Raw genomic sequence first — 26,804 nt, forward strand, 5'->3', positions numbered from 1 at the left:
GCGGCCGGGCCTCCGATCGAGGGATTGTCAAGTTCCTCTACTTGTACGACAACCCTTCAACACGATAACCATACCCTTTCTCTTGACGCGACACAAGCGACTTGAGATCGTCACGCGCATGTGAGCCGGGCGGGATTTTCGGCCGTGGCATCGGAGGAAGAATGCCGGATTACATCATCGTCGGCGGTGGCTCGGCTGGCTGCATCCTTGCCGCCAGGCTCAGCGAGAATCCCGACCTGTCGGTCGTGCTGCTCGAGGCCGGTCCACCCGACACGGATCGCTACATCCATCTGCCGGTCGGCTTCTTCAAGATGACGTCGGGGCCACTGATCTGGGGTTACGAAACGGCGCCCGGCAAGGCGATCGACGGCCGCGCCATGGTCTATCCGCAAGCACGCGTTCTCGGTGGCGGCTCCTCGATCAACGCGCAGGTGTTCACGCGCGGCTGCCCGCAAGACTATGACGACTGGGCGACTGAGGAGGGTTGCGCCGGCTGGAGCTATGCCGACGTGCTGCCGTATTTCCGGCGCTCCGAAGGCAACGACACTTTCGCCGGCCCACATCACGGCACCGAAGGGCCGCTCGGCGTTTCGAGTGGCACGCCGCATCCGCTGACACGGGTTTTCGTCAGGGCGGCGCAGCAGGCCGGTCTTCCGTATCGCGCCGACTTCAACGCCGGTCAGCAGGAAGGGGCGGGGCTTTACCAGACGACGACGCGCAACGGCCGCCGCAGCAGCACTGCCGTCGCGTACCTCAAGCCCTCGATGAGCCGCAAGAACCTGACGCTGCGCACTGACGCAACGGTCAGCCGCATCGTTGTCGAAAATGGGCACGCCGTCGGCGTCGAGATCATCGTCAATGGCCGTGCGGAACTGCTGCGCGCCGAGCGCGAGGTGATCATCACCGCCGGCGCCATCGGCTCGCCCAAACTGCTTATGCTGTCGGGCATCGGCCCGGCCGCGCATCTTGGCACGCACGGTATCAAGGTGATCCACGATCTGCCTGGCGTTGGCCAGAACCTGCACGATCACATGGATATCGACGTCGTCGCCGAACTCAACGGGCCGCACGGTATCGACCGCTATAAGAAAAAGCGCTGGCAGGCGGTCGCCGGCTTGGAATATGCGCTGTTCGGCAAGGGGCCGGTGGCGTCCAACATCGTCGAAGCCGGCGGTTTCTGGTGGGGCGACCGCACGGAGAAAACCCCGGACATCCAGTTTCATTTCCTGCCCGGTGCCGGTGTCGAGGAGGGCATCGGCTCGGTCCCTGGTGGCAATGGCTGCACGCTGAATTCCTACCATGTCCGCCCCCGCTCGCGCGGCAGCGTCACGCTCAGATCAGCCGATCCGCGCGATGCTCCGGTCATCGATCCCAACCCTTTCGCCGAACCCTACGACCTGGAGCGCGCCGTCGATGGCATCGAGATCAGCCGCGAGATCCTGTCTCAGCCGGCCTTTGCAAAATACATCAGTCGGGAGCACCTTCCGGGCACGGCAATCAAGGGACGCGCGGCACTCGAAGCCTTCGCCCGCGAGCATGGCCGCAGCGCCTACCATCCGGTCGGCTCCTGCCGAATGGGCGGCGATGCGCAGAGCGTCGTCGATCCCGAGCTTCGCGTGCGCGGGCTTCAAGGCCTGCGCGTCTGCGACAGCTCGGTGATGCCACGCATCGTGTCGTCAAACACCAACGCCGCCGTCATCATGATCGCTGAAAAGGCAGCCGATATGATCGCCGGGCGGGGCCTGTTGCCGGTGTAGCGAGCTCATTCGTCAGGGAACATCGAGCGCGGCGGGAAGTCGGCGCGGCTATAGTCGATAACGATGAACTTGCCGCCCTGGTATCGCTCCACGACCGGATTGTCCGTCACCTTGCCGCGAACGCGCTCGGCCTGGCTGTCGGAACTGTCGAGCGGCGCCCAGCCGATCTTGTGGCGGGCATCGTGCCGCCAGAAGCCGCGGCTGTTGTTGGACTGCCCCCAGATGACCGAGCAGTCGACATGCTCGGCCCCGGCGCAACGCTCGATCAGCCTGATAAAATCGTCATGCGATATCCAGGTCGACAGGATCCTTTCGTCCGGAACCTCCGGCAGCACCGAGCCGATGCGGATCAGCACGCTTTCGACCGCGTGCTTGTCCCAATACAGCCGCGCCAGCATCTCGCCATAGGCCTTCGACAGGCCGTAATAGCCGTCCGGCCGCAACAGGCAGTCCTGGTCGAGGATCTCTGTCCGCTCATAGAGGCCGACGGCGTGCACCGAGGAAGGAAAAACCACGCGCGCCTTCTGGCTGCGCGCCGCCTCGTAGATATGGAAGCTGCCGCGCAGGTTGGGGCCGAGCACCGTCTCGAAGGATTGTTCGGTGGATATGCCGCCGAAATGCAGGATCAGACCGCATCCCCGGGCGAGATCGTTCACCGCCTGCTGGTCCTCGAGATCGACAATGTCGAAACTTGCGTTGCGCGGGAGCGGGATCGGCAGGGGCACGACATCGGTGAGCCGCAAGGTCCAGCCGAGCGCCGCCAGCCTCGCCGAAAGCAGGCGTCCAATCGTGCCGGAGGCTCCGGTCAACAGCACCGGTCTGTCGGGGAGAGCCAATCCCTGTCCTTTCATGGTCGGAAAATCGGGAGACATGTTCGAGCCGGCCTGGCAAGGCGAATGGAGATTTTGCGCGCCGAGCGCCTCGTAAATGTCATCATATCACCATATAAATAATTAGTTGCCAAGAACAGCGGTTCGTTTATTGCTTGGTGGCGATGAAACGTTCCTTTGGCCTTCCCCCGCAGATCAGCCGCACGGCGCAAGTGGCCGACTGGTTTGCGCGCGAAATACGCGCCGGCCATCTGACCAGCGGCGAGAAGTTGCCGACCGAGCAGGAACTGATCGCGCAATTCGGGGTCAGCCGCACGGTGATACGCGAGGCCATGGCTTCGCTGCGCTCGGAAGGGCTTGTGGTCAGCCGTCAGGGGTCGGGCGTGTTCATCGCCGACCATGAGGCCAACACCACTTTTCGCATCGTCTCCGACGAGCTTCACTCGCTGACGGAAGTCCAGAACGTGCTGCAGCTGCGGCTCGCGGTGGAACTCGAAGCCGCCGGCATCGCCGCCGAGAAGCGCAGCGACGACGACCTTGCCCGCATGCGCGATTGTCTCGATGCCATCGATGCGTCTATCGCCGCCGGCGACAGCGCCATCGAGCCGGATTTTGCCTTTCACCGGGCGATCGCCTCGGCAACCGGCAATCCCTATTTCGAGCGCTTCATGCATTTTCTCGGACCGGTCATCATTCCGCGCCAGTCGATCCGCCCGCGGGCCGAAACGCCGGAGCAGCGGCGGCTCTATCTCGAGCAGGTCCAGATGGAACACCGCCGCATCTATCAGGCCATCGAGCGGCAGAATGTCGAAGCCGCCCGCTTCACCTTGCGCGAACATTTGGAGGCGGGCCGCGAGCGCTATCGCCGCATGGTCGACGGTTCGGTCAGGTCGTAACACTGGCGTCAAACCTGATCTTCGATCCGTTTGCGCAGCCCATCCGATCTCACGCCAACTCTCCGACGGGCATGCGGCAGGACTGCATGAGCGCCGCAAGCTGCCGCTCCTCATCCGCCGTCAGGTCGAGAAGCGGCAACCGGACCGGTCCACAGTCGATCCCCGCGATGCGCGCGCCCGCCTTGACGATCGAGACGGCATAGCCGGCACGCCGGTTGCGGATGGCGAGGTAGGGCAGGAAGAAGGTGCGGATGAGATCGCCGACTTCCGCCGTGCGCCCGGCGCGCAAGGCGTTGAAGAAACGCAGCGCCATCTCAGGCGCGAAATTGTAGATCGCCGACGAATAGGTCGTCATGCCGATGGCGGCGGCGGCACTGGCATGGACTTCGGCCGTCGGCATGCCGCCGATGAAGATCAGGCGGTCGTCCATGCGATAGCGCAAGGCGGTGAGAAGCTCGATGTCGCCGACGCCATCCTTGAGCCCGATCAGGTTCGGGCAGTCCTGCGCCAACCGGTCGAGGGTCTCGGGTGTCAGCACCGCATTGTCCCTGTTGTAGGCGATCACACCGATGCCGACCGAGCGGCAGATGGCGGTCAGATGCCGGCGCAGGCCCTCCTGCTCGGACTTGACCAGATAGGGCGGCAGCACCAGCAGGCCGTCGGCGCCATTGGCCTCCGCGGCCTTGGCGAATTCCATCGCCATATGCGTGCCGTAGCCGACGCCGGCCAGCAGCGGCAGGTGATCGGGAACTTCATCCGACGCTGCCCTCACGACGCGCTTGTACTCATCGAGCGTCAGCGAAAAGAATTCGCCCGTGCCGCCGGCCGCGAAAAGCCCGCTCGCTCCGGCAGCGCCCTGCTGCGCGACATGGGCGCGATAGCCCGCTTCGTTGAACGCGCAGGCTTCGTCGAAAAAGGTCAGCGGAAAGGACAACAGCCCGCGGCCAAGAGATTTGGTCAACTCGGTGGGTGAGAACGTCAAGACAAGTACTCCGTATATGGGGTCGGCAAATCGGGTTGGATGATCAGGCCGGCAAAGGTTTTTGTGGCCGTAATGTTTGGTGGCGGCAGGGTCATACGATGCCTGGTCGGACTTCGGCTGCCGCGGCGTCGATCGCCTTGCTGCCGAGACCCGACTTGACAATGCGGATCAATTCCTCCTCGCTCGTCTCGGATGTGGACGCGTCAAGCGCGACCTCGCCCGAATGCAGGAAGTTGATGCGGTCGCAGACTTCGAAGATCTGATTGTAGTTGTGAACGATCAGGATCACCGAGACCTGGCGCTGCTGGCGAAGGTTCTGGATCAGGCCCAGAACATGCGCGCTCTCGCGCACGCCGAGTGCGGCCAGCGGCTCGTCGAGGACCAGTATCTTGGGCGACGAGTAGATCGAGCGGGCAACGGCGATACATTGGCGCTGTCCGCCCGACAGAAGGTCGACCGTGCTGTTGACGCTGGGGATCGAGATGCCCAGCGTGTCCAGGTAGACCTGCGCCTGCTCGCGCATTCTCCTGTTGTCCAGCAGGTTCAGCCCAAGGATGCGCTTGTGGTATTCGCGGCCCAGGAACATGTTGTGGAAGACGCTGAGGTCGCCGATCAGCGCGAGGTCCTGGTAGACGGTTTCGATGCCTTGGGCACGTGCGTCTCGTGGCGAAGCAAAACGCACCTCCTTGCCTTGCGACACAATCGTGCCGGTGTCCGGCCGGTGAAAACCGGACAGGATCTTGATCAGGGTGGACTTGCCAGCCCCATTGTCGCCAACCAGCGCCAGAACCTCGCCCTGACGCAGCTTGATCGAGACATCGACCAGCGCGGTGACGGCGCCAAAGCTCTTGGAGATGTTTGACATTTCCAGGACGACCGGCGCATCGGGTGCGAGCGGCGGAATGGTCTGCTTGTTCATAGGCGCCTCCTGGTGCGCAGGCGGTCGACCTGGATGCTGAGTACCATGGCGGCGATGATGGCGGCGCCGAGATAGATGTCGGAAACCGTGGCCTGGGCGCCGATCATCACCAGTCCGTTGTTGAGTGAGGCGACTACGAAGGCGCCGATCAGAGCGCCGAGGACGGTGCCGGAGCCGCCCATCAGCGAGGTGCCGCCGATGACTGCTGCCGCGATCGCCTGCAAGGTGAGAAACGGGCTACCGGCCTGCGGGTCGGCGGATGTGAATTGGGCGGTGTTGATGATGCCGGCAAAAGCCGCGCAGCCGCCGGCGATCATGAAATTGTAGACCTTCATCCGGTCGCTACGCACGCCGATCTCACGCGCGCCGATGATGTTGCTTCCCGTCGCGATCGTGTGCAGCCCGAAGGTGGTTCGGTTGAGCACCAGCGCCAGCACCAGCACGATCAGCACCGTCCACAGGAAGGGCGTGAAGGCCGTTACGCCGTGCCAGGAAAGCAGGGCATCCGACGGCTGGTAGAGGCTCTGTCCTAAGATCGCGTTGAACGGCTGTTCGACCGGCGCGACGATCGGCTGGCTGTTGTAGATCGAGACGACGATGCCCTGCAGGAAGAACAGCGTGCCGACCGTGGTAATCAGCGACGGCACGCGGAAACGTACCGTAATGATACCGTTGATGGCCCCGACAAGTATGCCGATCAGCACGCCGATGACCGCGCCGACAGCCAGCGGTACGCCCCAGGCAACCGACATCAGAGCCATGACGTAAGGTGCGATCGAAAAGATGGCGCTCAAGGAGAGATCGATCTGTCCGGTGATCATCAGCATGACCTCGGCAGCGGCGATCAGGCCGAGCCGGCCGGTGTCGCGCAGCACGACGCTCATGAATTGCGGCGACAGGAATCCGCCATCGCTGCCGACCTGGAAATAGATCACCAGCACTACGGCGACCACGGCGATACTGGCCTCCCGGTAGCGGGAAAGCAGGATGAGCAGCCTCTCTGTCATCGTGTGCGGTATCTTGACGCCAACTGTCCTATTCTTCGCTGGCTTAGGTTCGATTGGCGGCACACTTGTCTTCCTGATTTCGAATTCTGGGCGAAGAGACGGATCGGCGACAGGCTAGCCGACTGACTTTCCGTCAGTCGGCGGGGGCCCTCGCCACGTCATCGGAAGATGACGCGGCGAGGGCAGAAGTTTCGCCTGCTGGACAGTGTCAGGTCGGCTCGACGTCGCTGCGACCCTCGAAGCGGGACTTGCCGACATAGGCGTCGACATTGTCCTTGGTCACATAGGCCTGGCTGGTATCGCTGTTGGCCGGGCCGACGAGACCGCCGGAGAGCTTGTACAGGTACATCTGCTGGACGGGCAGGAAGCCTTGCAGATAGGCCTGCTGGTCGGTGGTGAAGTTGACGTCGCCGGACTTGATGAAGTCCAGCGTCTGCGGGAACAGGTCGAAGCCGGCCACGGCGCCGCCGGCTTTCACCAGGCCATATTTGTTGGAGATGAAACCGCAGGCATAGGTGTCGGAACCGCCGGTGCCGAACATGCCCTTGACGTCCTTGTGGCTGAGATAGTAGCTCTCGACGCGCGAGATTTCCGTTGCCGGATCGGGTCCGGTGTTGACGACATCGTAAGTGACGCCGCTGCCGCTGTCCTTAATCGCCTGGATGTAGCCGTCGAGGCGCGGCTGCGTGTTGAGCGAGCCGGGAACGCCGATCGACAGCATGACGTGGCCGCCCTTGGGAATCAGCTTCAGCCACTTCAGCGCCGAATTGTACCCCGACTGATAAAGCGGCTGGCCGACATAGGACAGCCGCTTGTTGGGGCTACCGACCGGCACGTCGGCGTTGAAGGCGACGACCGGGATGCCGGCCTGCGCGGCCATGTCGGTGGCGGCGTCGAAGGCCGTCGGATCGACCAGGCAGACGGCGATGCCGTCCGACTTCTGCGCGATCGCGGTCTGCATGGCGCTGACCATTTCGGAGACGACGTTCTTCTGCGAACCCGTCCACTGATAGCTGCACCCGAAGGCGGCGCAGGCGTCCTGGATGCCATAGACCGTCGGCGTGAAGAACTGGTCGAGCGTCACATGGCAGACGAAGTGGAACTTGTAGGGCTTCTTCGGCAGGCCGGCCGATGAATCCGCTGCCTTCGCGGCACTGATGCCACTGGCAAGACCCGCACCTGCTAGGCCGCTGGCCAGGCCGGCGGCACCCAAACCGAGCTTTCCGGCCAGTGCGAAAGCACTGCGCCGGCTGATGGCGGCATTCACCATCTCCATCTGATTATTCGTTTCGTCGTCCATTTGGTTCCTCCCTCTTCGTTTTGCGGACTTGCCCACATTTGTCGTCTGGTTACATTGTTATATGACAACTTTTGTGTCAATGCTTTTTCGACGCCGGATTCACGATGGCCTTTCGCGGCCTGAGCGCGGTACGGGAAGGCTGCCGCTTGATCGGCACGATGGACAGCAGGGATCACAGGAAGAGAAAATGGCTGAAATCGAATTCAGGGCTGTCGCGAAGAACGGCCTGAAGGTGACGACGATCGGGCTCGGCGGCACCGGGCTGGGCAACATGTATCGCGCCGTCGACACCAACGCCGCGGTCAAGACGGTGCACGCGGCCTACGACAATGGCATCCGTTATTTCGACACCGCGCCGGTCTATGGGTTTGGCGTCAGCGAGACCCGGCTTGGGCTGGCGATCAAGTCGCTGCCGCGCGCCGACATCGTCATCTCGTCGAAGATCGGCTACGACCTCGTGCCGATCCCGCCCGAGGACCTTCAGCCGGCGCTGTGGGACCAGCCCGGCTCCTTCCGCGCCGAGTTCGACTATTCGCGCGATGCCGTGATGCGTTCGCTCGAAGGAACGCTGAAGCGCCTCGACACCGACTATGTCGACATGGTCTCGATCCATGATCCGGACGAAGCCATTCATTTCGGCCCCGGCGAGGACCCCTATGCCAGAAGCCGCTTCAGGGAGGCCATGAACGGCGCCTACCCGGCGCTCGACGAGTTGCGTTCGCAAGGCGTCATCAAGGCGGTCGGCGTCGGCATCAACCAATGGCAGATGCTCTCCGATTTCGTCGTGGCCGGGGAATTCGACTATTTCCTGCTTGCCGGCCGCTACACGCTGCTCGAGCAGGAGCCGCTGGCGACCTTGCTGCCGCTGTGCGAGCAGCGCGGCACTAGGATCATCATCGGCGGTCCCTATAATTCCGGCATCCTGGCCACGGGTGCCGTCAAGGGCGCGACCTTCAACACCAGGCCGGCGCCGGAGCCGGTGCTTGAACGCGTTAGGCGCATCGAGGCGGTCTGCGCCCGCTATCATGTATCGTTGCCGGCGGCCGCACTTCAGTTCCCGCTCGGCCACCCCTTGGTGTCGAGCGTCATACCAGGCGCGCGGTCGGTCGAAGAGCTGAAGCAGAGTCTGGGTTATTTGCGCGAGGACATTCCTCCGGCTCTGTGGGCCGATCTCAAGGACGCCCGACTGATTGAAATCGATGCACCCGTACCTCGATCGTGACGGGCAATCTGAGCTTGGCTGCCCGAGCGACCACTCATAGCGCGGAGGCGTTCTCCGCCTCCATTTCTGCAACATCCTGAAAGCGATCGGCGATCCGGGCATGCATCCGTCCGCCATTGGCTGCTCCAATGGCAACCAGCACTTCGTCGGCACCTGGCGCGTCGGCGATCTGGAAATTTGCCGTGAGGAAATGCGAGCGCCTGCCGTTCTCGCTCTTGTGCATCATCGGCAATGACAGCAATGCCCCGGGCGCGTTTCGCGTATTGCAGAATTCGAGATAGGTGGTGCCGCCAACGGCGTCGCGGAACAGATTGCCAAAGCGCAGTGTGTGGATCAGCGCCGAGGCATGCTCGATCTCGCCGTTGACGCCGACCGCCGCAGCCTTGCCGTAGGATTCGATTTCACTAGGCGGCATCAAGGCGATCAGCCGCCGGGTGAGTTCGGCGCCGACCTTGGGGGTGACGTCTAGGATTTCGGGGCGAAGGTTTTCGACGAAGCCCCGCCCCGCCCTGAGGCTCCACAGCTAGTGCTCCTGCTTATCCCCGTTCAGCAGTATGCCGCTGGCGACGTTCTGTGGAGAGCTCCGGGATCTCTCGATCTGGTCGGAAGGTCAGGTCTGGTGTTCGCCAGAGCGCCACGGGTCGATGTCTGGCGTCATGAAAGCCCAGATTGACTGGCTGCCGTTGTCGACAGGCGGTGTCAGGACGACCCAGGGCCGCACGCACGCCGTCATGCAGGTGTCGGGTGGCTCGCAGAGCCTCAACGCCGTCAACCAGCTCCGCATCCTCGGCCGGTGGATGCGGATGGTTACGATCCCGAACCAGTCTTCGGTAGAAGGCCTTCGCAGAGTTCGACGAGGCTGGCCGGATGAAGCCGTCGTCCTGCTACAACCGTATCGTTGACGTGATGGAGGAGCTGATGAAGTTCACCCTGCTTCTGCGCGACCGTCCCGCCTCCCTTACCGATCGCTATTCAGAGCGCGTCGAAAGCGCCGAAGAGGTCGCCAAGCAGGTCAATCAGCGGTCGATCTGAGACGGATTGTTGACGCAAACGGGACGGCGAATCGGTGAGCCGCAAACCGGGTTCGGCGGAGCTTATGGGCGCATGATGAGAACAGCAAAGAGCCTGGGTGCCGCCAGGCGCCCAGGCTGTCCATGAAGTGGATGCGGGTTCAGTTCTTGACGACGCTGGTGGCCGCCTGTTCGATGAGTTTGGCGACAGCTGCGGGGTTGGAGACATAGACAGCGTGGCTGCCGACAACCTCAACTGTCGTCGCCTGGGCGCGGGTTGCCATCTGGCGCTGCGCCGGCGGCGGGATCATCTTGTCGTCGGTGGCGACGAGATACCACGAGGGCTTCACCTTCCAGGCTGGAGCGGTGACCTTGCCTTCGAGCGCCGCCACACCCCACGGCACCTGCGAATCGGCCATGAAGGAGGCGAGCGAAGGACGGACATCGGCGGCGAACGAAGCGGCGAACTTGGCCTTGTCGAGCATTAGGAAGCCGTCGACGGGCGGCAGGATCGGCGGCACCGACGCTCCGGGCGGCGGGTTGGCGATCAGGGTCGAAACCGACTCGCCTGCATCCGGTGCGAAGGCTGCGATATAGACGACACCTGCCACCTTCGGATCGGTGCCGGCTTCCGACACCACGACGCCGCCATAAGAGTGGCCGACCAGGATGACGTTGCCGGGAGCGGCGGCGATGGCGCGCTTGGTGACAGTGACATCGTGGGCGAGCGAGGTCGTCGGGTTCTGGACGATGGTCACGTCATAGCCGTCTTTCTTGAGGATCTGGTAGACCCCGTCCCACCCGGAGCCATCGACGAAGCCGCCATGTACGAGGACGACGGACTTTGCGGCAGTGTTCGACATTTGAGTTCTCCTTTTCAAAGTGTTGTTTGCGTTGGTTGCAGGAGGACTATGCGGCAGGGCCGACGGACGCGCTTTGAGGCGACATTCAGGCCGCCTTGATTTTGCATTCAGATCGCTTTGATTTTGCGCCCACGAGGCGGCTACAGTGTTGAGAGTCGCTATTTCCCGCGCGATCTGGAGCCAGCAAGTTGCCGTATCTCTTCGAGGATTTTGCCCTGGACGGCGATCGGCGCGAACTGCGTCGCGGCAACGACCTGATTTCCATCGAGCCGCAGGTGTTCGACCTGCTGCAATATCTGATCCGCAATCGCGAGCGGGTGGTCAGCAAGGACGATTTGATCGATGCGGTCTGGCAGGGCCGCATCGTCTCGGACGCCACGCTCGCCAGCCGCATCAACGCAGCGCGCAATGCGCTGCACGACAGTGGCGAGGAGCAGCGCCTCATCCGCACCATCCTGCGCAGGGGCCTTCGCTTCGTTGGCACCGTGCGCGAGGAGGCCGAGGCTACGGCACCGGTGGAGCAACCGAAGCCTGGCCTGGGCATTCCCGCCCGTCCTTCCATCGCCGTGCTTCCCTTCGTGAACCTGAGCGGCGATCCGGATCAGGACTACTTTGCCGACGGCATGGTCGAGGACATCATCACCGGTCTGTCGCGCATAAGGTGGCTGTTCGTCATCGCGCGAAATTCCTCCTTCACCTACAAGGGCCGCGCGGTGGATGTGAAGCAGATCGGACACGAGCTCGGCGTGCGCTACGTGCTGGAAGGCAGCGTGCGCAAGGTGGGAAGTCGCGTGCGCATCACCGGCCAGCTCATCGATGCGGAGAACGGCAGCCATCTGTGGGCCGAACGCTACGACCGCGAACTGACCGATGTGTTCGCGCTGCAGGACGAGATCACCATCAGCGTGATCGCGGCAATAGAGCCCAATCTGCGCCGGGCCGAGATCGAACGCGTCCGACGCAAGCGCCCCGACAGTCTCGACGCCTACGATCTTCTGCTTCGCGCGCTGCCCGATGTCTACACCTTCATGCCGCAGGGTGCAGCCAAGGGCCTGCCGCTGCTGGAGCAGTCTTTAGCCATCGAGCCGACTTACGCCCTTGCCCATGGCTTTGCCGCCTGGGCGCATCAGTCACTATTCGTGCGCGGCGGCATGAAACCGGAGAATCAGGAAAGATCGATCCGCCATGCCCATGCAGCGATCGAGCACGGCTCGGGCGACGCCATGGCGCTCGCTCTGGCCGGGTTCACCATCGGCATCGTGGAGCACGATCGCAGACTGGCCGACGAGGCGTTTGCCCATGCCTTGACGCTCAGCGCCTCCTGCGCCTTCATCTATGCCTTCGGCTGCGTGTCGGTAGCGTATGGCGGCGACGCTGCCCGGGCGATCGACTGGGGCGAGCAAGCGTTACGGCTGAACCCCCTCGACGCCATGAGCTGCGTACCGCAAGGCGTGATCGGATTCGGCAACTTCCTGTCCGGCCGGCACGAGCAGGCCGTCATATCAGGCCGACGGGCGGTAGAAATGAACCCCGGATTCAGCATGCTGCACGGATGGCTGGCCGCACCGCTGGCCAGGCTCGGGCGGCTCGACGAGGCCAAAGTATCGGCCACGCGGCTTTTGTCGCTCGACCCGCGCTTCACCATCGGCCGCTGGGCTGCCGCAGTGGGACTTGCACCTGATATCGTTGATGACGTCACCGACGCCATGCGGATGGCAGGCTTGCCGGCATAGCCGAGAAACGCGCGAACCGGCTCGCGGAAATGCTCCCCATGCGAGCAGCGCGAAGCATCGGCGGTGCGGCGCTGCGCTGGCGCCGGCACTCATGATGCTTCGGCACCCGCCACACAACAATGCCCTGCCGGCCAGATATTCGCGCGGCCTCGGCAATGACTGAACAGTGCGCGGGCTCAGTGCGATCTCATTGACGGTGCGCTCGCTGATGTCAGGAAAGCGCCGGCTCGCTCCACTGTTGCCTGACGGAAGAAAAGCATCCAGATACCGAGCAGAAGCCATAAACGCTTGCAAAATGCATACCGCTTGGTTTCGGGCGTCAACGTAGACGAGCGGCGGCATGCTGGGCGTAGTGTCATTGCAAGCCAGACGTTTGGTGATGGCCAAAAGGCAAGATCTTATCAATCTGTCAGATCTGGAGCGGCTAATCCTGTCAGGCCATCAAGGGCTCCATCCAGCACTTGATCAACGCCTGGCCCCATCAGTTCCCCGTTCGGGTTGTCCACCCAGCCGCGGACCTTCAGGCTTGTCGCGTCAATGAAATCGCCGAAGCTGGGGATGATGGCTATGGGGCAGCATCCGCTCCAACACGTCGTCCCTCTTCACGAAGTGGTGCCATAGTGCGGCTAGCGCGTGTCCGCCAGCCAGGATCAGGATTGCGTTGGCGCAAAGGCTATGAATTTCTCTGATACTGCTCGCGATGCCGCGATCCGGCACAAAGGGTGCCGGGATCGTAAACAATCCGAAAAAGGTCAGTGCATCGCCCCTAAACCACGTTAGCAGGATGCCAAGCACGGGAATTGCGACAAGCAGGACATACAGGGCGAGATGACCAAGCTTGGCCACGGCACGTTCGAAACCTGTCATGGAATTGGGGAGAGTCGGTGCGCCTCTTGCCAACCGCAAGGCCACCCGCCAGAGCACGAGAGCAGCCAGAAGCAGGCCAAAGGAGATGTGAAGCCACCATGCAAGGGCTCGGTTGGGATCGCCATGTTGGAAGAGATCATCGCCGAAGGTCAGGAGATATATGCCTACAACCAACGCGAACAAAGCCCAGTGCAAACTCTTCTGGACCGAGGAATAACCGACTATCGGCATAGGGCATCTCCGGTTTAGACCGTTCGAGTTGCTAACTGCATTAGGGCGAAGTTGCGGCTCCGATGTTACGGTTTCGTAATGCAAAGCGTCTCTCAGCCGCAACGAGGGCGAGTGATGCAGGCTGGGTCTCCTTGCCGTCCTCCAGTCGCGGACCTGCGCTGATTGGGAGGAAGCACTGAAGATCCGCTACACGGGCGAGACGCCTGACTGTCCGCCATGTGCCTGATCCTGCGGACCACACTGCGCATGATCCTTCGCGACGCCGGCCTCCTACAAAAAACGCCAGGCGTTTCCGGGCAGGGCGGCGGATACTGCTTGGTTATACCTCCTATGAGGGCATGCCCGCCGCCGAAGGTACGTCTGCCCCGGCATCCCTGGCGGCAAGCTGGCCGATGGCCGACCAGTCGAGCTTTTCGCCGCCATGGGCAAGCAGGGTGAGGAAGCGGTTGCGCAGGAGGCTTGCGAGGGGCAGCGGCACGCGTAGGTCCTCGGCTGCCGCTAGGGTCAGCCGGATGTCCTTATGGCCGAGCGGCGCTGCGAAGCCAGCCGGCTTGAACTTGCCCTCCACGATCAGCGCGCCATAGGTTTTGTAGACGGGTGCCGTGAACAAGGTCGACGTCAGAAGGTCGAGATATTGTTGCTTTTCGACGCCGCCCTTGCTGACCAGCGCGATGGCTTCGCCGAGCGATTCGATCACCGAGGCGATCAGAAAGTTGCCGCTAAGCTTTACCAGATTGGCGGCTTTCGGCGTCTCGGAGACGACGAAGGTCTTCTGGCCCACGGCGTCGAGAATCGGCTGCACGGCTGCAATGGCGTCCGGCGCGCCGGCCGCGACGACGAACAGTTTGCCGGCAGCCGCCACATCGGGCCGGCCGAACACCGGCGCTGCGACGAAGCGCTGGCCAGCCGCGGCATGATCGGCCGCCAGGCGCTCCGACAGAGCGACACTGATCGTGCTGAAGGAGATGTGTGTCGCTCCTGTGCGAAGGGTCGCGAGCAAGCCGCCATCGCCATAGACCACGCTTTCGACCGCGTGATCGTCTGCCAGCATGGTGACGACAGCCTCGCCGCGGCAGGCATCTGAGAGCTCGGCCGCCGAGCGCGCACCCTTGCGGACGAGGACCTCGTCCTTGCCCGGCGTTCGGTTGTAGACGGTCATGGCATGCCCTGCCTCGAGAATGTTCGTGGCCATTCCGGCCCCCATGTGCCCCAGTCCGATGAAGCCGACATCCATGATGTTCTCCTTTCCATGCGGGTCGCGAAACGCGCGTTTCTCACTCGTGCCGATCCGCCCGATCCAGACGCTCGGGTTGGCTGGATCTCCTGGGCTTGAGGTCTTGCGGTATACGGTTCCCGTTGGAACGTGCTCCATCACCGTGCGGTTGCCAACATGCAGTGCACTTTCGGAAATTATCTGGACTCAGCTCAACGACGGTTGCGCATACTCGGCCTGATGACCAGCTGGGCAAAGGGCGATCAGGCGATCGATCGCCGATAAGGCGAAGCGCAGGCTGGGCTCGTCGGTCAATCGTCCATCCCTGATCTTGTCGGCAACGTTGCCGATGACGACCTGCGGACCGAGAACGGGACGTGACTGGATGGCGAGCAGCGTCTCGTTGGCCTGTGCCTGAGCACGAACGCCGCCGGTAAAGGCCGGCGACACGGAGATGACGAGCACCGCTTTGCCGGTCAACGCCGACCGACCGAGTGGCCTCGACGCCCAGTCAAGCGCGTTCTTGACGACGCCTGGGATGCCGTGATTGTACTCCGGCGTCGCGATTACGATCCCGTCGCTTTCCGCAACGGCTTGCCTGAACGCCTGCACCGTCTGCGGTGTCGACGGTCCGTCTTCGTCCTGATCGTAAAGAGGTAGCCGCGGATCGCAGATTTGGAGATCTACCCCCGAACTGAGCGCCGGCTGCAGGCCTCGCAGGACAGCAAGGGAGTAAGAGCCTCGGCGCGGCTCCCCGGCAGGCCGAGGAGCCGCGCCTGGCTACGTGCTGCTATCATCGTCACCGGTACAATTACTTTTCGGACTGCAACGGGCCCGAGCCGGCGCCGGTCGCTTCAATGGCGGCAGCGATCTCGGCCAAATCCCGCCCGGTCAATTCGAAGCTTGCCGCGTCAAGCCAGCCATCCACCTGAGCCGGGCTGCGCGCGCCGACGATCGCACCCGTCACCCCCGGCCAGGCCAGCGTCCAAGCGATCGCAACCGCGGCAACGCTCGTGCTGTGACGCTCGGCGATCGGTATTAAGGCACCGGCGAACGCCAGGTTGCGGGTAAGCTTTTCGCCGGAAAATTCCGCATTGCGGGATCGCCAGTCGTCTTTCGGCAGGGCCCGGGCGCGCGCGACGGAGAAGCCGCCGGTGAGAAGGCCGGATTGCATGGGGCTGTAGACAATGACGCCAGTCCCATGAGCGTGGCACCAGGGCAATTCGGCCTGGGCGACATCGCGACGAATCGCGGAGAACGGCGGCTGCAACGTGTCGACATGGCCGAGGCTCTGGGCCGTTTCCAACTGCGCGGCACTATGATTTGAAAGGCCGACGGCACGCACCTTGCCCTCCTTCTTCAGTTCGAGGAGCGTTTGCCAATACACTTCAAGCGGCGTGCCATCTTCGGCCGGCCAGTGCATCTGGTAGAGATCGATGCGCTCAACCCCGAGGCGCTTCAGCGAGGCTTCCACCTCGCGGCGGATGCTTGCAGGCGCGCCGACTTTGCTGGGGAGCGCTTGGCGATCGTTTTCGTCCCAGATGAGGCCGCACTTGGTGAAAACGTAAGGCCGCTCATTGGCCGGGATCTCAGCGAGCGCTTGACGCACGACCTCTTCCGAGTGGCCGAGGCCGTAAATAGCCGCCGTGTCGATCCAATTGATACCGCGTTCCACCGCATGCCGTATTGCAGTGATCGAGTCGCTATCGTCCTGTGCACCCCAACCAACGGCCCAATCGGCTCCGCCGATCGCCCAGGCGCCGAACCCGACATGGGTGATCTCCATGTCGGTGCGACCCAAGCGGCGGGTCGGGAGTGCCTTGGCGAGGGATGTCGATTGTTGAAGCGTATCCATGATGCATTCTCCTATGTGCACCGCAACATGAGAAATCTCCGTCCATCTTTCCAATGGATAATTGAGATGCTATTGATCGGTTTAATGCCTTAATAGGACGGCAATCATGGAACTGCGCCAGTTGCAGCATTTCGTGGCGGTCGCCGAGGAGAACCATTTCACCCGGGCCGCCCAGAGGGTGAATATTGTCCAATCGGCTCTGTCGGTTTCCATCCGGGCTCTCGAGGAGGAGCTCGGCGCTCAGCTCTTCATTCGCAGTACGCGACAGGTACGGCTTACGACCACCGGCCGTGTCTTCCTCGACAAGGCGCGAGCGGCACTTGAAGCGGTGCGCGAAGCTCGCGACACCGTGGCGGCGATAAAGGGACTGGATCAAGGCACGCTCACTATCGGCACCGTGCAGAGTCTCCCGGCTTTTCTGGATCTGCCGTCGCTGCTCGCGCGGTTCCATGCGCAGCACCCAGGTATCGAGGTCCGGCTCTGCCAGGGAAGCTCGACCCATCTTCTGGAGAAGATCAGAAGCGGGCGAATTGACCTTGCGTTTTTGCCTCTATGCGAGCCGCCAGTCGGCATCGCGACAACCATGATTGCTTGTGAATCTCTCGTCGTGATCTGCGCACTCGATCACGACCTGGCGGGCGGTGACGAGGTGTCGCTCTCCGCGTTGAAAGGCGAACCATTCGTCGATTTCGAGCCGGAGTGGGGGACGCGGAAACTCGTGGACCGCGCTTTTCTGGAGGCCGGCATAGAGCGTCGCACCGTCTTCGAGGTTAGCGACCTTGAAACGCTCCTGGAATTGGTCGCGCGCGGCCTCGGGATCGCCCTTGTTCCGGAAGCCATCGCTGAAGCACGGCGCTCCACGCTCCACATCACCCCGATTGCGCAAACGGAGATCTGCTGGGAACTCGTCGTAGCTTACGCAGCCGGCGAGGGTGCCAGTCCTTACCCCGCAGATCATGCCCCGAAGGCCTTTCTGGAACTTCTGGCGGATGCAAGGAGATCCGACAGCAGTTTACAATACCAACCATGACTTCAAAAAAAGGCCGGATCTGGCGCGCCCGCAATTGCCGCCACTTAAAGAATTGCTCCCAGCAAACGATGGCTAATCCTCGACCTGGCTGTGGCGCTGACGCTGATTTGAAGGGCGAGATATACATCGTTCTCGTCCGTCGTTTCTTAGGGGATGGGACCAGAGATGCCGCAGTTCGCGGGCCTCTGCCCAACTTGCGAGCAGGGGTAAACCATGCGGTTCAAAGGTAAAGACGTTCTCGTGACCGGCGGAAATTCGGGGATAGGACGCGGAATCGTTCAGTATTTGTTAAAAGAGGGAGCCCGGATTGCTTTCGCCGGCCGCGATCAAGAGAAGGGCCGCGCCGTTGAAGTGGAAGCAAAGGCGCTTGAAGGTGACGCTCGCTTTTTCCCGTGCGATCTGTCGGAGGAACGTCAAGTAGAGGACCTGATCGGCCTAATCGGCCAATGGGGCGATTGAGTGTCGTCGTCAACAATGCAGGCGCCGGTTCGCGCCGAAGCGGAATTGAACCAGGCGATCGTCCCGGCGCGAGATGGGACAAGATGCGCGGCGCCAACCTGGACTCCACCTATTTTGTATCATCCTACGCCTTGCCGCTGCTGCGGGATTCAGGCGGAGGTGCGATTGTTAACATATCGTCCACGGCCACATTGCACGGCAATTGGGGCCTGTACTGCGTCGCCAAGGCGGCCGTCGAAGCGCTCACGCGATCGCTGGCCATCGAGGGTGCTCCGCACGGAATCAGAGTAAACTGCGTCAGCCCCGGTTGGATTGCCACCGAAACCGACCTAACGACGCCCGCGTCGGGCAGCGCCGGCGATTGGACGGTGCCGCCAAGCGTATTGGGCCGAATGGGAACGCCGGCCGAAATCGCTGCGGCGGTGGCGTTCCTCGCGAGTGATGAAGCTTCGTTCGTCACGGGCCAAACCCTGATCGCCGACGGAGGGCTCTCGATACTGGACTTCACTTCGCTTTCTCTTCTCGATCAGCGCGGTTCGGTGCTGTTCTCAGGCATGGTCGGCGACACTCCGTAGGCAGGTCTGAACCAGGCCGAAGCCGACTGCCGATCTTTCCGATCGAATATGCGATGATCTGGTAGCAGGAGCGCGCTGCCGCCTTTGCCATACTCACCGCAGTACCAGTTTCGGGCTTCGCTGCTGCGGCTGAACGAACGGAGCCTACCCCGGACCTTCGCGCGCCGATTTTTTACTAGCTTCCCGCGAGCGACAACCCACTGGCGCGCTCGCATAACAGGGCAAGCAATTCGCTGCGCCGCGCTTCTGGCGTGTCGACGGGCAACACGAAACAAAGCGTCTTGTTGATGGCTCCGTTGCCGTCGCGGATGGGCGCGGCCATGCACCAGGTGAAGCGGTCGGCCAGAGCGGCGGTCTCGCTGAAACCTTGCTGGCGCGCCAGAGCGACATCGCCGAAGAACTCGGCTGGCGCAATGACGCGGCCGTCGGGAAGCGTGTAGTCGCCAGGCGGAATGAAGTCCCGTATTTCCTGCTCGCTCATATGGCCGAGCAGCAGCCTTCCGGACGCCGTCCACGGTATCGGCACCTCGACTCCGACATCGCTTGAAATCCGGAACGGGCCAGGCGAGTCCCGGCAATCAAGGACGACATATTTGGTCCCGCGCAGGCCGCACAGTTGGACGGTCTCGCTCGTCTCCGCGCCTAGTTTGTCCAGGGTTTCGATGATGCGCCGGTAATGGGCATTATGATGTGAGTAGGCCCAGCCGAACAGATGCATCGCCTTTCCGAAATAGACATAGCCTTCCGTTCCGACATTTTCGAGCATTTCGGCTTCCAGCAGACTGTTGACGATTTCATAAGTGGTTGAACGCGGCGCGCCGATCATCTTGGCGATGTCGCCGACGCGCATCGGCGCGCGGTGCCGCAGAAGGGCCTCGAGTAGCATGATGACGCGGTCGATCCCGCGACGCCGTTCGCCATTGCGCGGCTCGGCGCCGGCTTCCGTTCCAATTAGACCAGTGACGCCATCGCTCATGTAGGCCGCACCCGCGCAAAAATCATTTCGGCCCTCGTCTCAAGACGCTTGAAAGATGTCAAGGCTCAGTCTAGCATCCCCTTTGTCCGATATACAGGCTTATTGTCTGAAATATCGGACAATAACGAGCCAGGCGCAGTAAGTCCTGACGAGAAAAACGGGCGGTTTCCGATACGGCAACCGGCGGGTTTTCTCGTCCCGACCCCGCACGTCCAGGCATAACTTCAGAAGGGAACAATCATGACGAAATCATCGTTTTTCGCATCCGCCAGTGCCCTTTGCCTCGGCCTTCTCCTTAGCCTCGGCGCCGGTTCGCAGGCCAACGCCGCCGCTAAATGCATCAAGGGCGATCGCAAAGCGCCATATACGATCGGCTGGGCCAATATCTATTCAGTGCCGACCTGGATGAAGCAGACACAGGGCACGATCGAAGCCGAAGTCGAGACTTTGAAGAAGCAAGGCTTGGTCGACAAACTCGTCGTGACCGATGCCCAGGGCGACGCCAACGTCCAGATTCAGCAGATCCAGTCGATGATCGATTCCGATGTCGATGCCATCATCTTGATCGCTGGTTCGTCGACCGCGCCGGCGCGCGTGCTGGCGGACGCCTGCGCCAAGGGCATCGCCATCATCAACTTCGACAGCCTCGTCGATACCGACCAGGTGACCGCCAAGGTCAACACCGATTCCTCACAGTGGGGCGATCAGGCGGCCAAGTTCCTGATCGACGCCATCGGCGGCAAGGGCAAGATCCTCATCCTCAATGGCCCAGCCGGCGTTTCGGTCAGCGACGACCGGCGCAAAGGCGCCGATGCCGAGCTTAAGGCCCATCCCGATGTGAAGGTGCTTGCCGAGACTAACACGCCCTACAATGTCGCGCCCGCCCAGGAGGCCGTCACCAGCCTGCTTTTCGCCAACCCCGAAATCGACGGCATCCTGTCGCTGGGCGGCGCGTTGTCGGCGGGCGCCGTGCTCGCGCTCGACAAGCAGGGCCGCGACCAGGTGCCGATCACCGGCGAGAATGCGCGCCAGTTTCTCGAACTGTGGAAGGAAAAGGGCCTGAAGAGCTGGGCGACGATGCAGCCGAACTGGCTCGGCGCCTTCGCCACCTACACCGCCGTCCAGGCACTGGAGGGCGAGGATGTGCCGGCTTTCGTCAAGATCCCGTTGCCGGTGATCGACAATTCCAACATCGACGAATACCTCGCCCGGGCGAAGGATTTCCCGGCTGACGGTTACATCTATTCGCCGTACGATGAGGATCTATTCAAGAAGCTGCTGGCCCAGAAATAAGCCTGAAGGGTTGTAGCATTGACAACCACGGCTCCGCTTCTCGCTGCGCGGGGGGTGTCGAAGTCCTTCTTCGGCAACCCCGTTCTGCGCAACGTTTCCGTCGCTCTCCAGCCGGGCCGCGTGCATGCGCTGCTGGGCGAGAACGGCGCAGGTAAGTCGACATTGATCAACCTTTTGTCCGGCGCCTTGCGCCCGGACGGTGGGGCGATCGAGGTCGATGGGCGCCCGGTCTCGCGCATGACCCCCGCTAATGCGCGACAGGCCGGGATCGCCGTTGTCCAGCAGGAACTCAGCTTGACGGCCAGCCTGTCCATTGCCGAAAACATCGGGCTCGGTGCCTATCCCAAGCGGTTCGGCTTGATCGACTACAACGAGCTTGCCGTCCGGGCCAGGGCCGCATGCGATCTTGTCGGGCTTTACGAACCGCTGTCGACGCCGGTGGGGCACCTGTCCCTCGGCCGCCGGCAGATGGTGGAGATCGCCAAGGCGCTTTACCGCCGGCCGCGCGTGCTCATTCTCGACGAACCCACCTCATCGCTCTCGGCAACGGAGACAAAAATCCTCACCGACCTGCTGGAAAGGCTTCGGGGCGAGGGCATCGCTATTCTCTACATCTCGCACCGACTGAACGAGGTGATGACGCTGTGCCAGCATGTCACCGTGCTCAAGGACGGGACCTGCACGGCGGACTGCTCGCTGGAAGGAACCGATGCCGCCGGGCTGGTACGGCTGATGGTCGGCCGCGACCCCGGCGATCTCTTTCCACGATGGCGGCCTTCGCCATCGCCGGCCGACGCCATCTCGGTTCGAAATTTTTCGGCCGGCCTGATGCGCGACGTTGATCTCGACATCAGGACGGGCGAGGTGCTTGGCATTGGCGGCCTGGTCGGGCAGGGGCAGGAAGATCTGCTGCTTGGCCTTTACGGCGCGATCCCCGCCAGGACGGTATCCGCGACGGTAAACGGTGTTTCGGGTTTGCCCGGCGGCGTGCCGAAAGCCAATGCGCTCGGCCTCGCTTATGTCCCGGCTGACCGCAAGCGCGAAGGCCTGCACCTGATCCATCCCATCATCACCAACATGATGCTGCCCGCCTTCGCAAGGCTGCCGGCGCTGAAGCTGCGCAGCCGGCGTGCCGAGCGCGATATGGCAAGGGGCCTCGCCGCCCAGCTTGCCATCAAGGGCGACCTCGACCGCCCGGCGCAGGCACTCTCAGGTGGCAACCAGCAGAAGGTCGCGCTGGCGAAATGGATGCCACACGAGCCGCTTGTGCTTCTCCTCAATGACCCGACGCGCGGCGTCGATGTCGAGACCAAGCGTGAGATCTACATGATGCTTCGCAAACTCGCCGCCGCCGGCAAGGCGATCGTGCTGCTCAGTTCCGACACACCCGAACTGGTGCACCTTTGCGACCGCGTCGGCGTGGTCCGCGAAGGCCGCATCGTGGCCATGCTCAAGCGCGAGGCACTGAGCGAGGAAGCCATCGTTTCCGCCGCAATGGGCGCCGAACAGCAGAAAGTTGCGGCATGAGCACGGTTGCATCCTCAAGCCAAGCCGGCGCGCTCTACTGGCCGGTTCAGCTGCGCCGCAATGTCGGCGTGCGCAGCCTGTTCGCTGTGGTCCTGGCGTTCGTCATTGCCTACGGTTTCCTGTTTCCCGGCCTCTTGACAGCGTCGGGCTTCGCCAAATTCACCCAGAGCTGGTTTCCACTGGCGCTGGTTGCGATGGCTCAGGCGATCCTCATGCTCACCGGCGGCATAAGCCTGGCCATCGGCGCAATGGTCAGCCTGGGCGCGGTGATGGCTGCGACGACGATGACTGGACCGCTGGGCGTAGCCGGCGGTGCCGCTGCGGTGGCGCTGACCGGTCTCGGCATCGGTGCCGCGATCGGATTCATCGTCGTGAAACTTCGGTTGCCGGCGATTGTGGTGACGCTCGCTGGCTCCTTCATTATCGGCGGTGCTGCGCTGCTCATCCTGCCGAGGCCGGGCGGCGCCATACCCGAGTGGCTGTCGGACCTGCTTGCCGGCAACACGCCGGCGGCATTCGTGCTGCTGGTACTCATCGTGCTTTTGTGGAAACTCTATCTCGCCACGCCGCTTGGTTTGAGCATCTATGCTGCAGGCGAAAATCCCGTCGGCGCCTACCGCTCCAGCGTGCCGGTCGACGGTGCCCGGATCGCCGCCTACGCGATTAGCGGCCTGCTTTGCACAGGCGCCGGCCTGTTCGTCGCCGCGCAAACGGGTTCGGGCGATCCAGTCATCGGCACGGCGTTCACGCTGAATTCCATTGCCGCCGCAGTGCTCGGCGGCATCGGTTTCCTTGGCGGCCAGGGCACCATGCGCGGCGCTCTTGCGGGCAGCCTGCTGCTCAGCCTGATGATCAGTGTCATGTTCTTCCTCGGCTTCACGCCGGTCGCCCAATATGTCGCCCAGGGCCTCATCATCATCGGCGCGGTCGCCATCCCGCAATTCCGCAAGGTGCAGCAATGACAGCACGGAAAGAGAGCGTGAGCGGCAGGCGCGCCCTGACGATTCTGCGCAGCCGGCCCTTCCTTACGATCGCTATAGTTGCGGCGGTGTGGATCGCGGCGAGCTTCGCTTCACCTGGCTTCGGCGCTTATGGGCATTTGCGCTATTTGGTTGAATTGGGCGCGGTGATCGGCCTGGTTGCGGCGGGCCAAACTTTCGTGGTGATTGCCGGCGGCATCGACCTTTCCGTCGCGGCGATCGTCACGGTTAGCGCTGTCAGCCTGCCGCTGCTTTCGTGGCAGGCGGATCCGACAGGGCTCACCGCCGTTCTTGCAGTTCTCACGTTGACGAGCGCAATCGGTCTGGTGAACGGGCTGGGCGTGGCGCTGCTGCGCGTTCATCCGATGATCATGACACTGGCGATGGCGACATTCCTGCAAGGTCTGCTGATCATCATCGCCGGCGGGAGTGCCGTGACCGCCGAGAACCCGCTGGTCCGCTGGCTCGGCAATGCGCGGCCGGTCGGTATTCCGGCAGGCGTGCTTTTGTGGGTGGTCATTTCAGTGACCGTTCTGACCACGATGCATGCGACATCCCTTGGCGCCCGCATATTCGCGATGGGCGCCAATCCGCTCGCCGCGGCGCTGTCCGGGGTTCCCGTCGCCTCGACCACGCTCGCGGTCTACGGCATCAGCGGCTTCTGTTCGGGACTTGCCGGTGTCTTGGTCCTCGGCATGAACGGACAAGGCTATGTCGGTATCGGCGATCCTTATCTGCTCGCCTCGATTGCCGCCGTGGTGCTTGGCGGCACCTCGATCCTCGGCGGGCTCGGCACCTATGCCGGCACCATCCCCGGCGCCATCCTGCTGGTTACGATCACGGCGCTGATCACCGTCGTCAACGCATCGCCCGGCTGGCGCAGTATCCTGTTCGGGTCGCTGATCCTGGGGCTGCTGCTTCTCTCAGGCAGAGAGCAGGCCCGCCGATGACATATCGTCCAGCCGATAAATGCGCCGTGCATTGCTGTAGAACAGTGCCGTCTGCTCGTCCGCGGAAAGCTCTCCTGCAATGGCCTTGAAGCTGTCATACACCGCATCGAACGATGCATGCAGGCCGGCGACCGGAAAGTCGCTGCCGAACATCGCGCGCCGCGTACCGAAACAGTCGATGCAATGCATGACAACCGACCTTAGGCTGTCGAGCGTCCAATCATGATCGTAGGCGACCAGATCCGATATCTTGATCGCGACGTTCTCGCGCTCCGACAAAAGCCGCAGCCCTTCGCGCCACACCCGCATCCCGTCCGCATCGCGATCGATCGGGCTGCCGCAATGGTTGAGAACAAAGAGCTGGTCCGGAAAGGCCGCTGCGAGGCGCGCCGCGCCGGTGAGCTGGCGCGGAAACACCATCAGGTCGAAAACCAGCCGGTGGCGCCTAAGCAGGGACAGGCCGGCACGCCAGGCCGGATCGTCAATGATGCCGTCACGGGGAGCAAAACGACGGGCGGGATCCGGATCCCAGCTCAGTATGTCGCGTATGCCGACGACACGGTCGAATGCCGCCTGCGCCTCGACCAGCGCCGGCGCTTGGCGATTCGCCAGTGGTACGTGAACGACATAACGGGCGGCCACGCCGCGCGACTTGTCGAGGGTTTCAAGCCACCGCGTTTCACCGACGCAGTCATCCCCGGCCCAACCGGCTTCAACATGGACGGTGGCGACGACATTGTGCTGGCCGGCGTCGCGCAAATAATCTTCAGGAAGGTAGTTTCGCCGCAAGGGGCCAAGCTCGCCCAGACCGCCGCGTTCGCCAGCCGTGGGCGTGAGCCAGGGATGGCGGCCGAGGCCGAGATCCCAAAGGTGATGGTGGGCATCGATGATCGGTCCGGAGTAACGCTTTGGCACGCATCTCTCTCATAGTGTGGCCGGCATCGGAAATCGATCCGGACTTCATCCTGCGAAAGCGAAAGGACTAGCATCGGATGACCGAAAACTCACCCGTACTGTCGCTCGCGACCCGTGAAAATTTCCTGCTCGACGATCGTATCCGCGGCGTGCCGCCTGGCACCCTCGGGCTGGACAGCAGCCTTGTCGCATCTGAGCGCTGGCATCCAGCGCATGGACGTATGTCGTTGCCGGTGTTGACCCTCGACGAGGAGGCCTTCATCGCCAATCGTGACCTGTTCCTGGGGTATGCGCGAGAACAGGGCGCCATGATCGCCCCGCATGCCAAGACCCCGATGGCGCCTGACCTTGCCCGGTCCCTGATCGAGGCCGGAGCATGGGGCACGACCGTCGCCGACATAAGGCAGGCCACAGTGATGCTCAGAGCCGGGCTCTCTCGGCTGATCATCGCCAATGAGGTCGGTGGACCAGGTGGTGCGAACCGACTTGCTGTCCTCGTCGGCGCCTGGCCAAACGCCGAGTTCTACGTTTTTGCCGACTCTTTCGACGCCGTGAATGCGCTTGCTGAAGCTTGGCGCGCCAATGCGACGCTGCCGCCATTGCGCGTGTTCGTCGAACTTGGTGCGGGAAGGGCAGGCGCCCGGACCACCGGCGAAGCCGAGGCGATCGCCGACGCGGTTGTAGCAGCCGGCGGGCGGCTGCTGATCGCCGGCGTCGCAACCTACGAAGGTGCCGCGGCGCAAGCCGATCCTGGCCGGACCGATGAGGCGATATCCGCCCTGTTGGCAATGACAGCCGATATGTTCCTGCGGCTCCGCGCCCGCGTGGGCGGCGACACCCCGCTGATCGTCACCGCCGGCGGCTCGGTGTACTTCGACAAGGTGGTCGCAGCGCTTTCGCCCCTCGTCTCCAGGGACGGCAATGCCACGTTGGTGCTGCGCAGCGGCGCCATCTTCTTTCACGACCATGGCGTCTACGACAGGTCGCTGGGCGCACTCGATGCCCGCGACGGTTTTGCGATCGGCGGCGTCAGTGCTTCCGCACGAAATTCCTTCCATCCGGCTTTGCGTCTGTGGGCCGAGGTACTGTCGCGGCCGGAGCCCGGCCTTGCTATCTGCGGTATGGGCATGCGCGACGTGTCGTTCGACCAGGGCTTTCCGAAGGTCGTGACCATCTTTCGTGCCGGCAAGCAGCTGCCGAAAGCGCGTGCCGAGGTCTTCAGGCTCAACGACCAGCACGCCTTCCTGACAATTGCGTCAGGCGACGATATTGCCGTTGGTGACGTCGTTGAATTCGGCATCTCGCACCCCTGCACCTGCCTCGATCGCTATCGCGTGATCTTCGGCGCCGACGCAGCCGGGTATGTCCGCCACGCCTTTCCTACCTATTTCGGCTGACCAGATATCGCGGCCAC

Annotated in this window: 23 protein-coding genes and 3 pseudogenes; 13 read left to right on the forward strand and 13 right to left on the reverse strand. The window is 62.8% G+C overall.

Translation table 11 applies throughout. From position 1 onward, the window contains the following. Positions 1-161: 161 nt before the first annotated feature. On the forward strand, positions 162-1,757 hold the full coding sequence (locus NKJ23_RS07470; RefSeq protein WP_352679554.1) for a GMC family oxidoreductase: 1,596 nt from the start codon (positions 162-164) through the stop codon (positions 1,755-1,757). Between the two features lie 5 nt (positions 1,758-1,762). Here NKJ23_RS07470 and NKJ23_RS07475 read toward each other — a convergent pair whose 3' ends face one another. Beyond that, the gene (locus NKJ23_RS07475; RefSeq protein WP_352679557.1) at positions 1,763-2,593 is read right to left on the reverse strand and encodes an NAD-dependent epimerase/dehydratase family protein; all 831 of its coding nucleotides are present in this window, start codon (positions 2,591-2,593) and stop codon (positions 1,763-1,765) included. Between the two features lie 158 nt (positions 2,594-2,751). Between NKJ23_RS07475 and NKJ23_RS07480 the strand changes: the two genes are divergently transcribed. Continuing rightward, on the forward strand, positions 2,752-3,483 hold the full coding sequence (locus tag NKJ23_RS07480) for a FadR/GntR family transcriptional regulator (protein ID WP_352679560.1): 732 nt from the start codon (positions 2,752-2,754) through the stop codon (positions 3,481-3,483). A 49-nt stretch (positions 3,484-3,532) separates the two neighbouring features. On the opposite strand, the gene kdgD is transcribed toward NKJ23_RS07480, so the two are convergent. The 4 genes from kdgD to NKJ23_RS07500 all read right to left on the reverse strand — a co-directional run bounded on the left by kdgD (position 3,533) and on the right by NKJ23_RS07500 (position 7,691). After that, on the reverse strand, positions 3,533-4,465 hold the full coding sequence (kdgD, locus tag NKJ23_RS07485) for a 5-dehydro-4-deoxyglucarate dehydratase (protein WP_502902507.1): 933 nt from the start codon (positions 4,463-4,465) through the stop codon (positions 3,533-3,535). 91 nt (positions 4,466-4,556) lie between these two features. Further along, positions 4,557-5,384, reverse strand: a complete 828-nt coding sequence (locus NKJ23_RS07490; protein WP_352679563.1) for an ATP-binding cassette domain-containing protein — start codon at positions 5,382-5,384, stop codon at positions 4,557-4,559. Beyond that, positions 5,381-6,391 (reverse strand): ABC transporter permease, encoded by a 1,011-nt coding sequence (locus NKJ23_RS07495; protein ID WP_352679565.1) that lies wholly within the window; start codon positions 6,389-6,391, stop codon positions 5,381-5,383. The genes NKJ23_RS07490 and NKJ23_RS07495 overlap by 4 nt, the downstream gene beginning before the upstream one ends. A gap of 208 nt (positions 6,392-6,599) precedes the next feature. Further along, entirely contained in the window at positions 6,600-7,691 is a 1,092-nt protein-coding gene (locus NKJ23_RS07500) for a sugar ABC transporter substrate-binding protein (protein WP_352679568.1), read from the reverse strand. 187 nt (positions 7,692-7,878) lie between these two features. Between NKJ23_RS07500 and NKJ23_RS07505 the strand changes: the two genes are divergently transcribed. After that, positions 7,879-8,913: an aldo/keto reductase gene (locus NKJ23_RS07505; protein WP_352679571.1), complete on the forward strand. Its 1,035-nt coding sequence runs from the start codon at positions 7,879-7,881 to the stop codon at positions 8,911-8,913. Positions 8,914-8,947: 34 nt separating this feature from the next. On the opposite strand, the pseudogene NKJ23_RS07510 reads toward NKJ23_RS07505, so the two are convergent. Beyond that, positions 8,948-9,421: pseudogene (locus tag NKJ23_RS07510) on the reverse strand (amino acid synthesis family protein); the annotation flags it as partial. A gap of 70 nt (positions 9,422-9,491) precedes the next feature. Between NKJ23_RS07510 and NKJ23_RS07515 the strand changes: the two are divergent. Continuing rightward, positions 9,492-9,945 (forward strand): annotated as a pseudogene (locus NKJ23_RS07515) (NAD(P)H-dependent oxidoreductase); the annotation flags it as partial. Positions 9,946-10,084: 139 nt separating this feature from the next. Here NKJ23_RS07515 and NKJ23_RS07520 read toward each other — a convergent pair. Next, positions 10,085-10,786 carry an alpha/beta hydrolase gene (locus NKJ23_RS07520; protein ID WP_352679574.1) on the reverse strand — a complete coding sequence of 234 codons (702 nt, stop codon included), beginning with the start codon at positions 10,784-10,786 and terminating at the stop codon, positions 10,085-10,087. 188 nt (positions 10,787-10,974) lie between these two features. Here NKJ23_RS07520 and NKJ23_RS07525 point away from each other — a divergent pair, with 188 nt between their 5' ends. After that, positions 10,975-12,519: a winged helix-turn-helix domain-containing protein gene (locus NKJ23_RS07525; protein ID WP_352679577.1), complete on the forward strand. Its 1,545-nt coding sequence runs from the start codon at positions 10,975-10,977 to the stop codon at positions 12,517-12,519. Positions 12,520-13,053: 534 nt separating this feature from the next. Here NKJ23_RS07525 and NKJ23_RS07530 read toward each other — a convergent pair. From NKJ23_RS07530 to NKJ23_RS07545, 4 genes and pseudogenes are all read right to left on the reverse strand, one after another. Beyond that, complete coding sequence (locus tag NKJ23_RS07530) at positions 13,054-13,617, reverse strand: cytochrome b (RefSeq protein WP_352679580.1); 564 nt, start codon at positions 13,615-13,617, stop codon at positions 13,054-13,056. 328 nt (positions 13,618-13,945) lie between these two features. Next, complete coding sequence (locus NKJ23_RS07535) at positions 13,946-14,851, reverse strand: NAD(P)-dependent oxidoreductase (protein ID WP_352679583.1); 906 nt, start codon at positions 14,849-14,851, stop codon at positions 13,946-13,948. A gap of 186 nt (positions 14,852-15,037) precedes the next feature. Beyond that, positions 15,038-15,577 (reverse strand): annotated as a pseudogene (locus NKJ23_RS07540) (NADPH-dependent FMN reductase); the annotation flags it as partial. A gap of 64 nt (positions 15,578-15,641) precedes the next feature. Continuing rightward, positions 15,642-16,685 (reverse strand): aldo/keto reductase, encoded by a 1,044-nt coding sequence (locus tag NKJ23_RS07545; RefSeq protein WP_352679585.1) that lies wholly within the window; start codon positions 16,683-16,685, stop codon positions 15,642-15,644. A gap of 106 nt (positions 16,686-16,791) precedes the next feature. On the opposite strand from NKJ23_RS07545, the gene NKJ23_RS07550 reads away from it, so the two are divergent. The 3 genes from NKJ23_RS07550 (at position 16,792) to NKJ23_RS07560 (ending at position 18,749) form a co-directional block, all read left to right on the forward strand. Next, positions 16,792-17,715, forward strand: coding sequence for a LysR family transcriptional regulator (locus NKJ23_RS07550; protein ID WP_352679586.1), 924 nt, complete (start codon positions 16,792-16,794; stop codon positions 17,713-17,715). Between the two features lie 213 nt (positions 17,716-17,928). After that, on the forward strand, positions 17,929-18,174 hold the full coding sequence (locus tag NKJ23_RS07555; protein ID WP_352679588.1) for an SDR family NAD(P)-dependent oxidoreductase: 246 nt from the start codon (positions 17,929-17,931) through the stop codon (positions 18,172-18,174). After that, on the forward strand, positions 18,171-18,749 hold the full coding sequence (locus tag NKJ23_RS07560) for an SDR family NAD(P)-dependent oxidoreductase (RefSeq protein ID WP_352679590.1): 579 nt from the start codon (positions 18,171-18,173) through the stop codon (positions 18,747-18,749). The genes NKJ23_RS07555 and NKJ23_RS07560 overlap by 4 nt, the downstream gene beginning before the upstream one ends. Before the next feature lie 175 nt (positions 18,750-18,924). Here the strand turns inward: NKJ23_RS07560 and NKJ23_RS07565 are convergent, their stop codons facing one another. Next, positions 18,925-19,725: an IclR family transcriptional regulator gene (locus NKJ23_RS07565; RefSeq protein ID WP_352679593.1), complete on the reverse strand. Its 801-nt coding sequence runs from the start codon at positions 19,723-19,725 to the stop codon at positions 18,925-18,927. A 240-nt stretch (positions 19,726-19,965) separates the two neighbouring features. Between NKJ23_RS07565 and NKJ23_RS07570 the strand changes: the two genes are divergently transcribed. From NKJ23_RS07570 to NKJ23_RS07585, 4 genes are read left to right on the forward strand one after another with little or no spacing between them, the layout of a single operon-like run. Further along, positions 19,966-21,018 (forward strand): ABC transporter substrate-binding protein, encoded by a 1,053-nt coding sequence (locus NKJ23_RS07570; RefSeq protein ID WP_352470927.1) that lies wholly within the window; start codon positions 19,966-19,968, stop codon positions 21,016-21,018. 18 nt (positions 21,019-21,036) lie between these two features. Next, entirely contained in the window at positions 21,037-22,545 is a 1,509-nt protein-coding gene (locus NKJ23_RS07575) for a sugar ABC transporter ATP-binding protein (protein WP_352679595.1), read from the forward strand. Then, positions 22,542-23,507 (forward strand): ABC transporter permease, encoded by a 966-nt coding sequence (locus NKJ23_RS07580; RefSeq protein ID WP_352679598.1) that lies wholly within the window; start codon positions 22,542-22,544, stop codon positions 23,505-23,507. The genes NKJ23_RS07575 and NKJ23_RS07580 overlap by 4 nt, the downstream gene beginning before the upstream one ends. Next, positions 23,504-24,475: an ABC transporter permease gene (locus NKJ23_RS07585; protein WP_352679601.1), complete on the forward strand. Its 972-nt coding sequence runs from the start codon at positions 23,504-23,506 to the stop codon at positions 24,473-24,475. Before NKJ23_RS07580 ends, NKJ23_RS07585 begins: the two co-directional genes overlap by 4 nt. On the opposite strand, the gene NKJ23_RS07590 is transcribed toward NKJ23_RS07585, so the two are convergent. After that, the gene (locus NKJ23_RS07590; protein WP_352679602.1) at positions 24,449-25,390 is read right to left on the reverse strand and encodes an amidohydrolase family protein; all 942 of its coding nucleotides are present in this window, start codon (positions 25,388-25,390) and stop codon (positions 24,449-24,451) included. The genes NKJ23_RS07585 and NKJ23_RS07590 overlap by 27 nt on opposite strands. Positions 25,391-25,467: 77 nt before the next feature. Here NKJ23_RS07590 and NKJ23_RS07595 point away from each other — a divergent pair, with 77 nt between their 5' ends. Next, positions 25,468-26,787 carry an alanine racemase gene (locus NKJ23_RS07595; protein ID WP_352679605.1) on the forward strand — a complete coding sequence of 440 codons (1,320 nt, stop codon included), beginning with the start codon at positions 25,468-25,470 and terminating at the stop codon, positions 26,785-26,787. Positions 26,788-26,804: the final 17 nt, after the last annotated feature.

The organism is Mesorhizobium sp. M0184 (genome assembly GCF_040322215.1).
Taxonomy (GTDB): domain Bacteria; phylum Pseudomonadota; class Alphaproteobacteria; order Rhizobiales; family Rhizobiaceae; genus Mesorhizobium.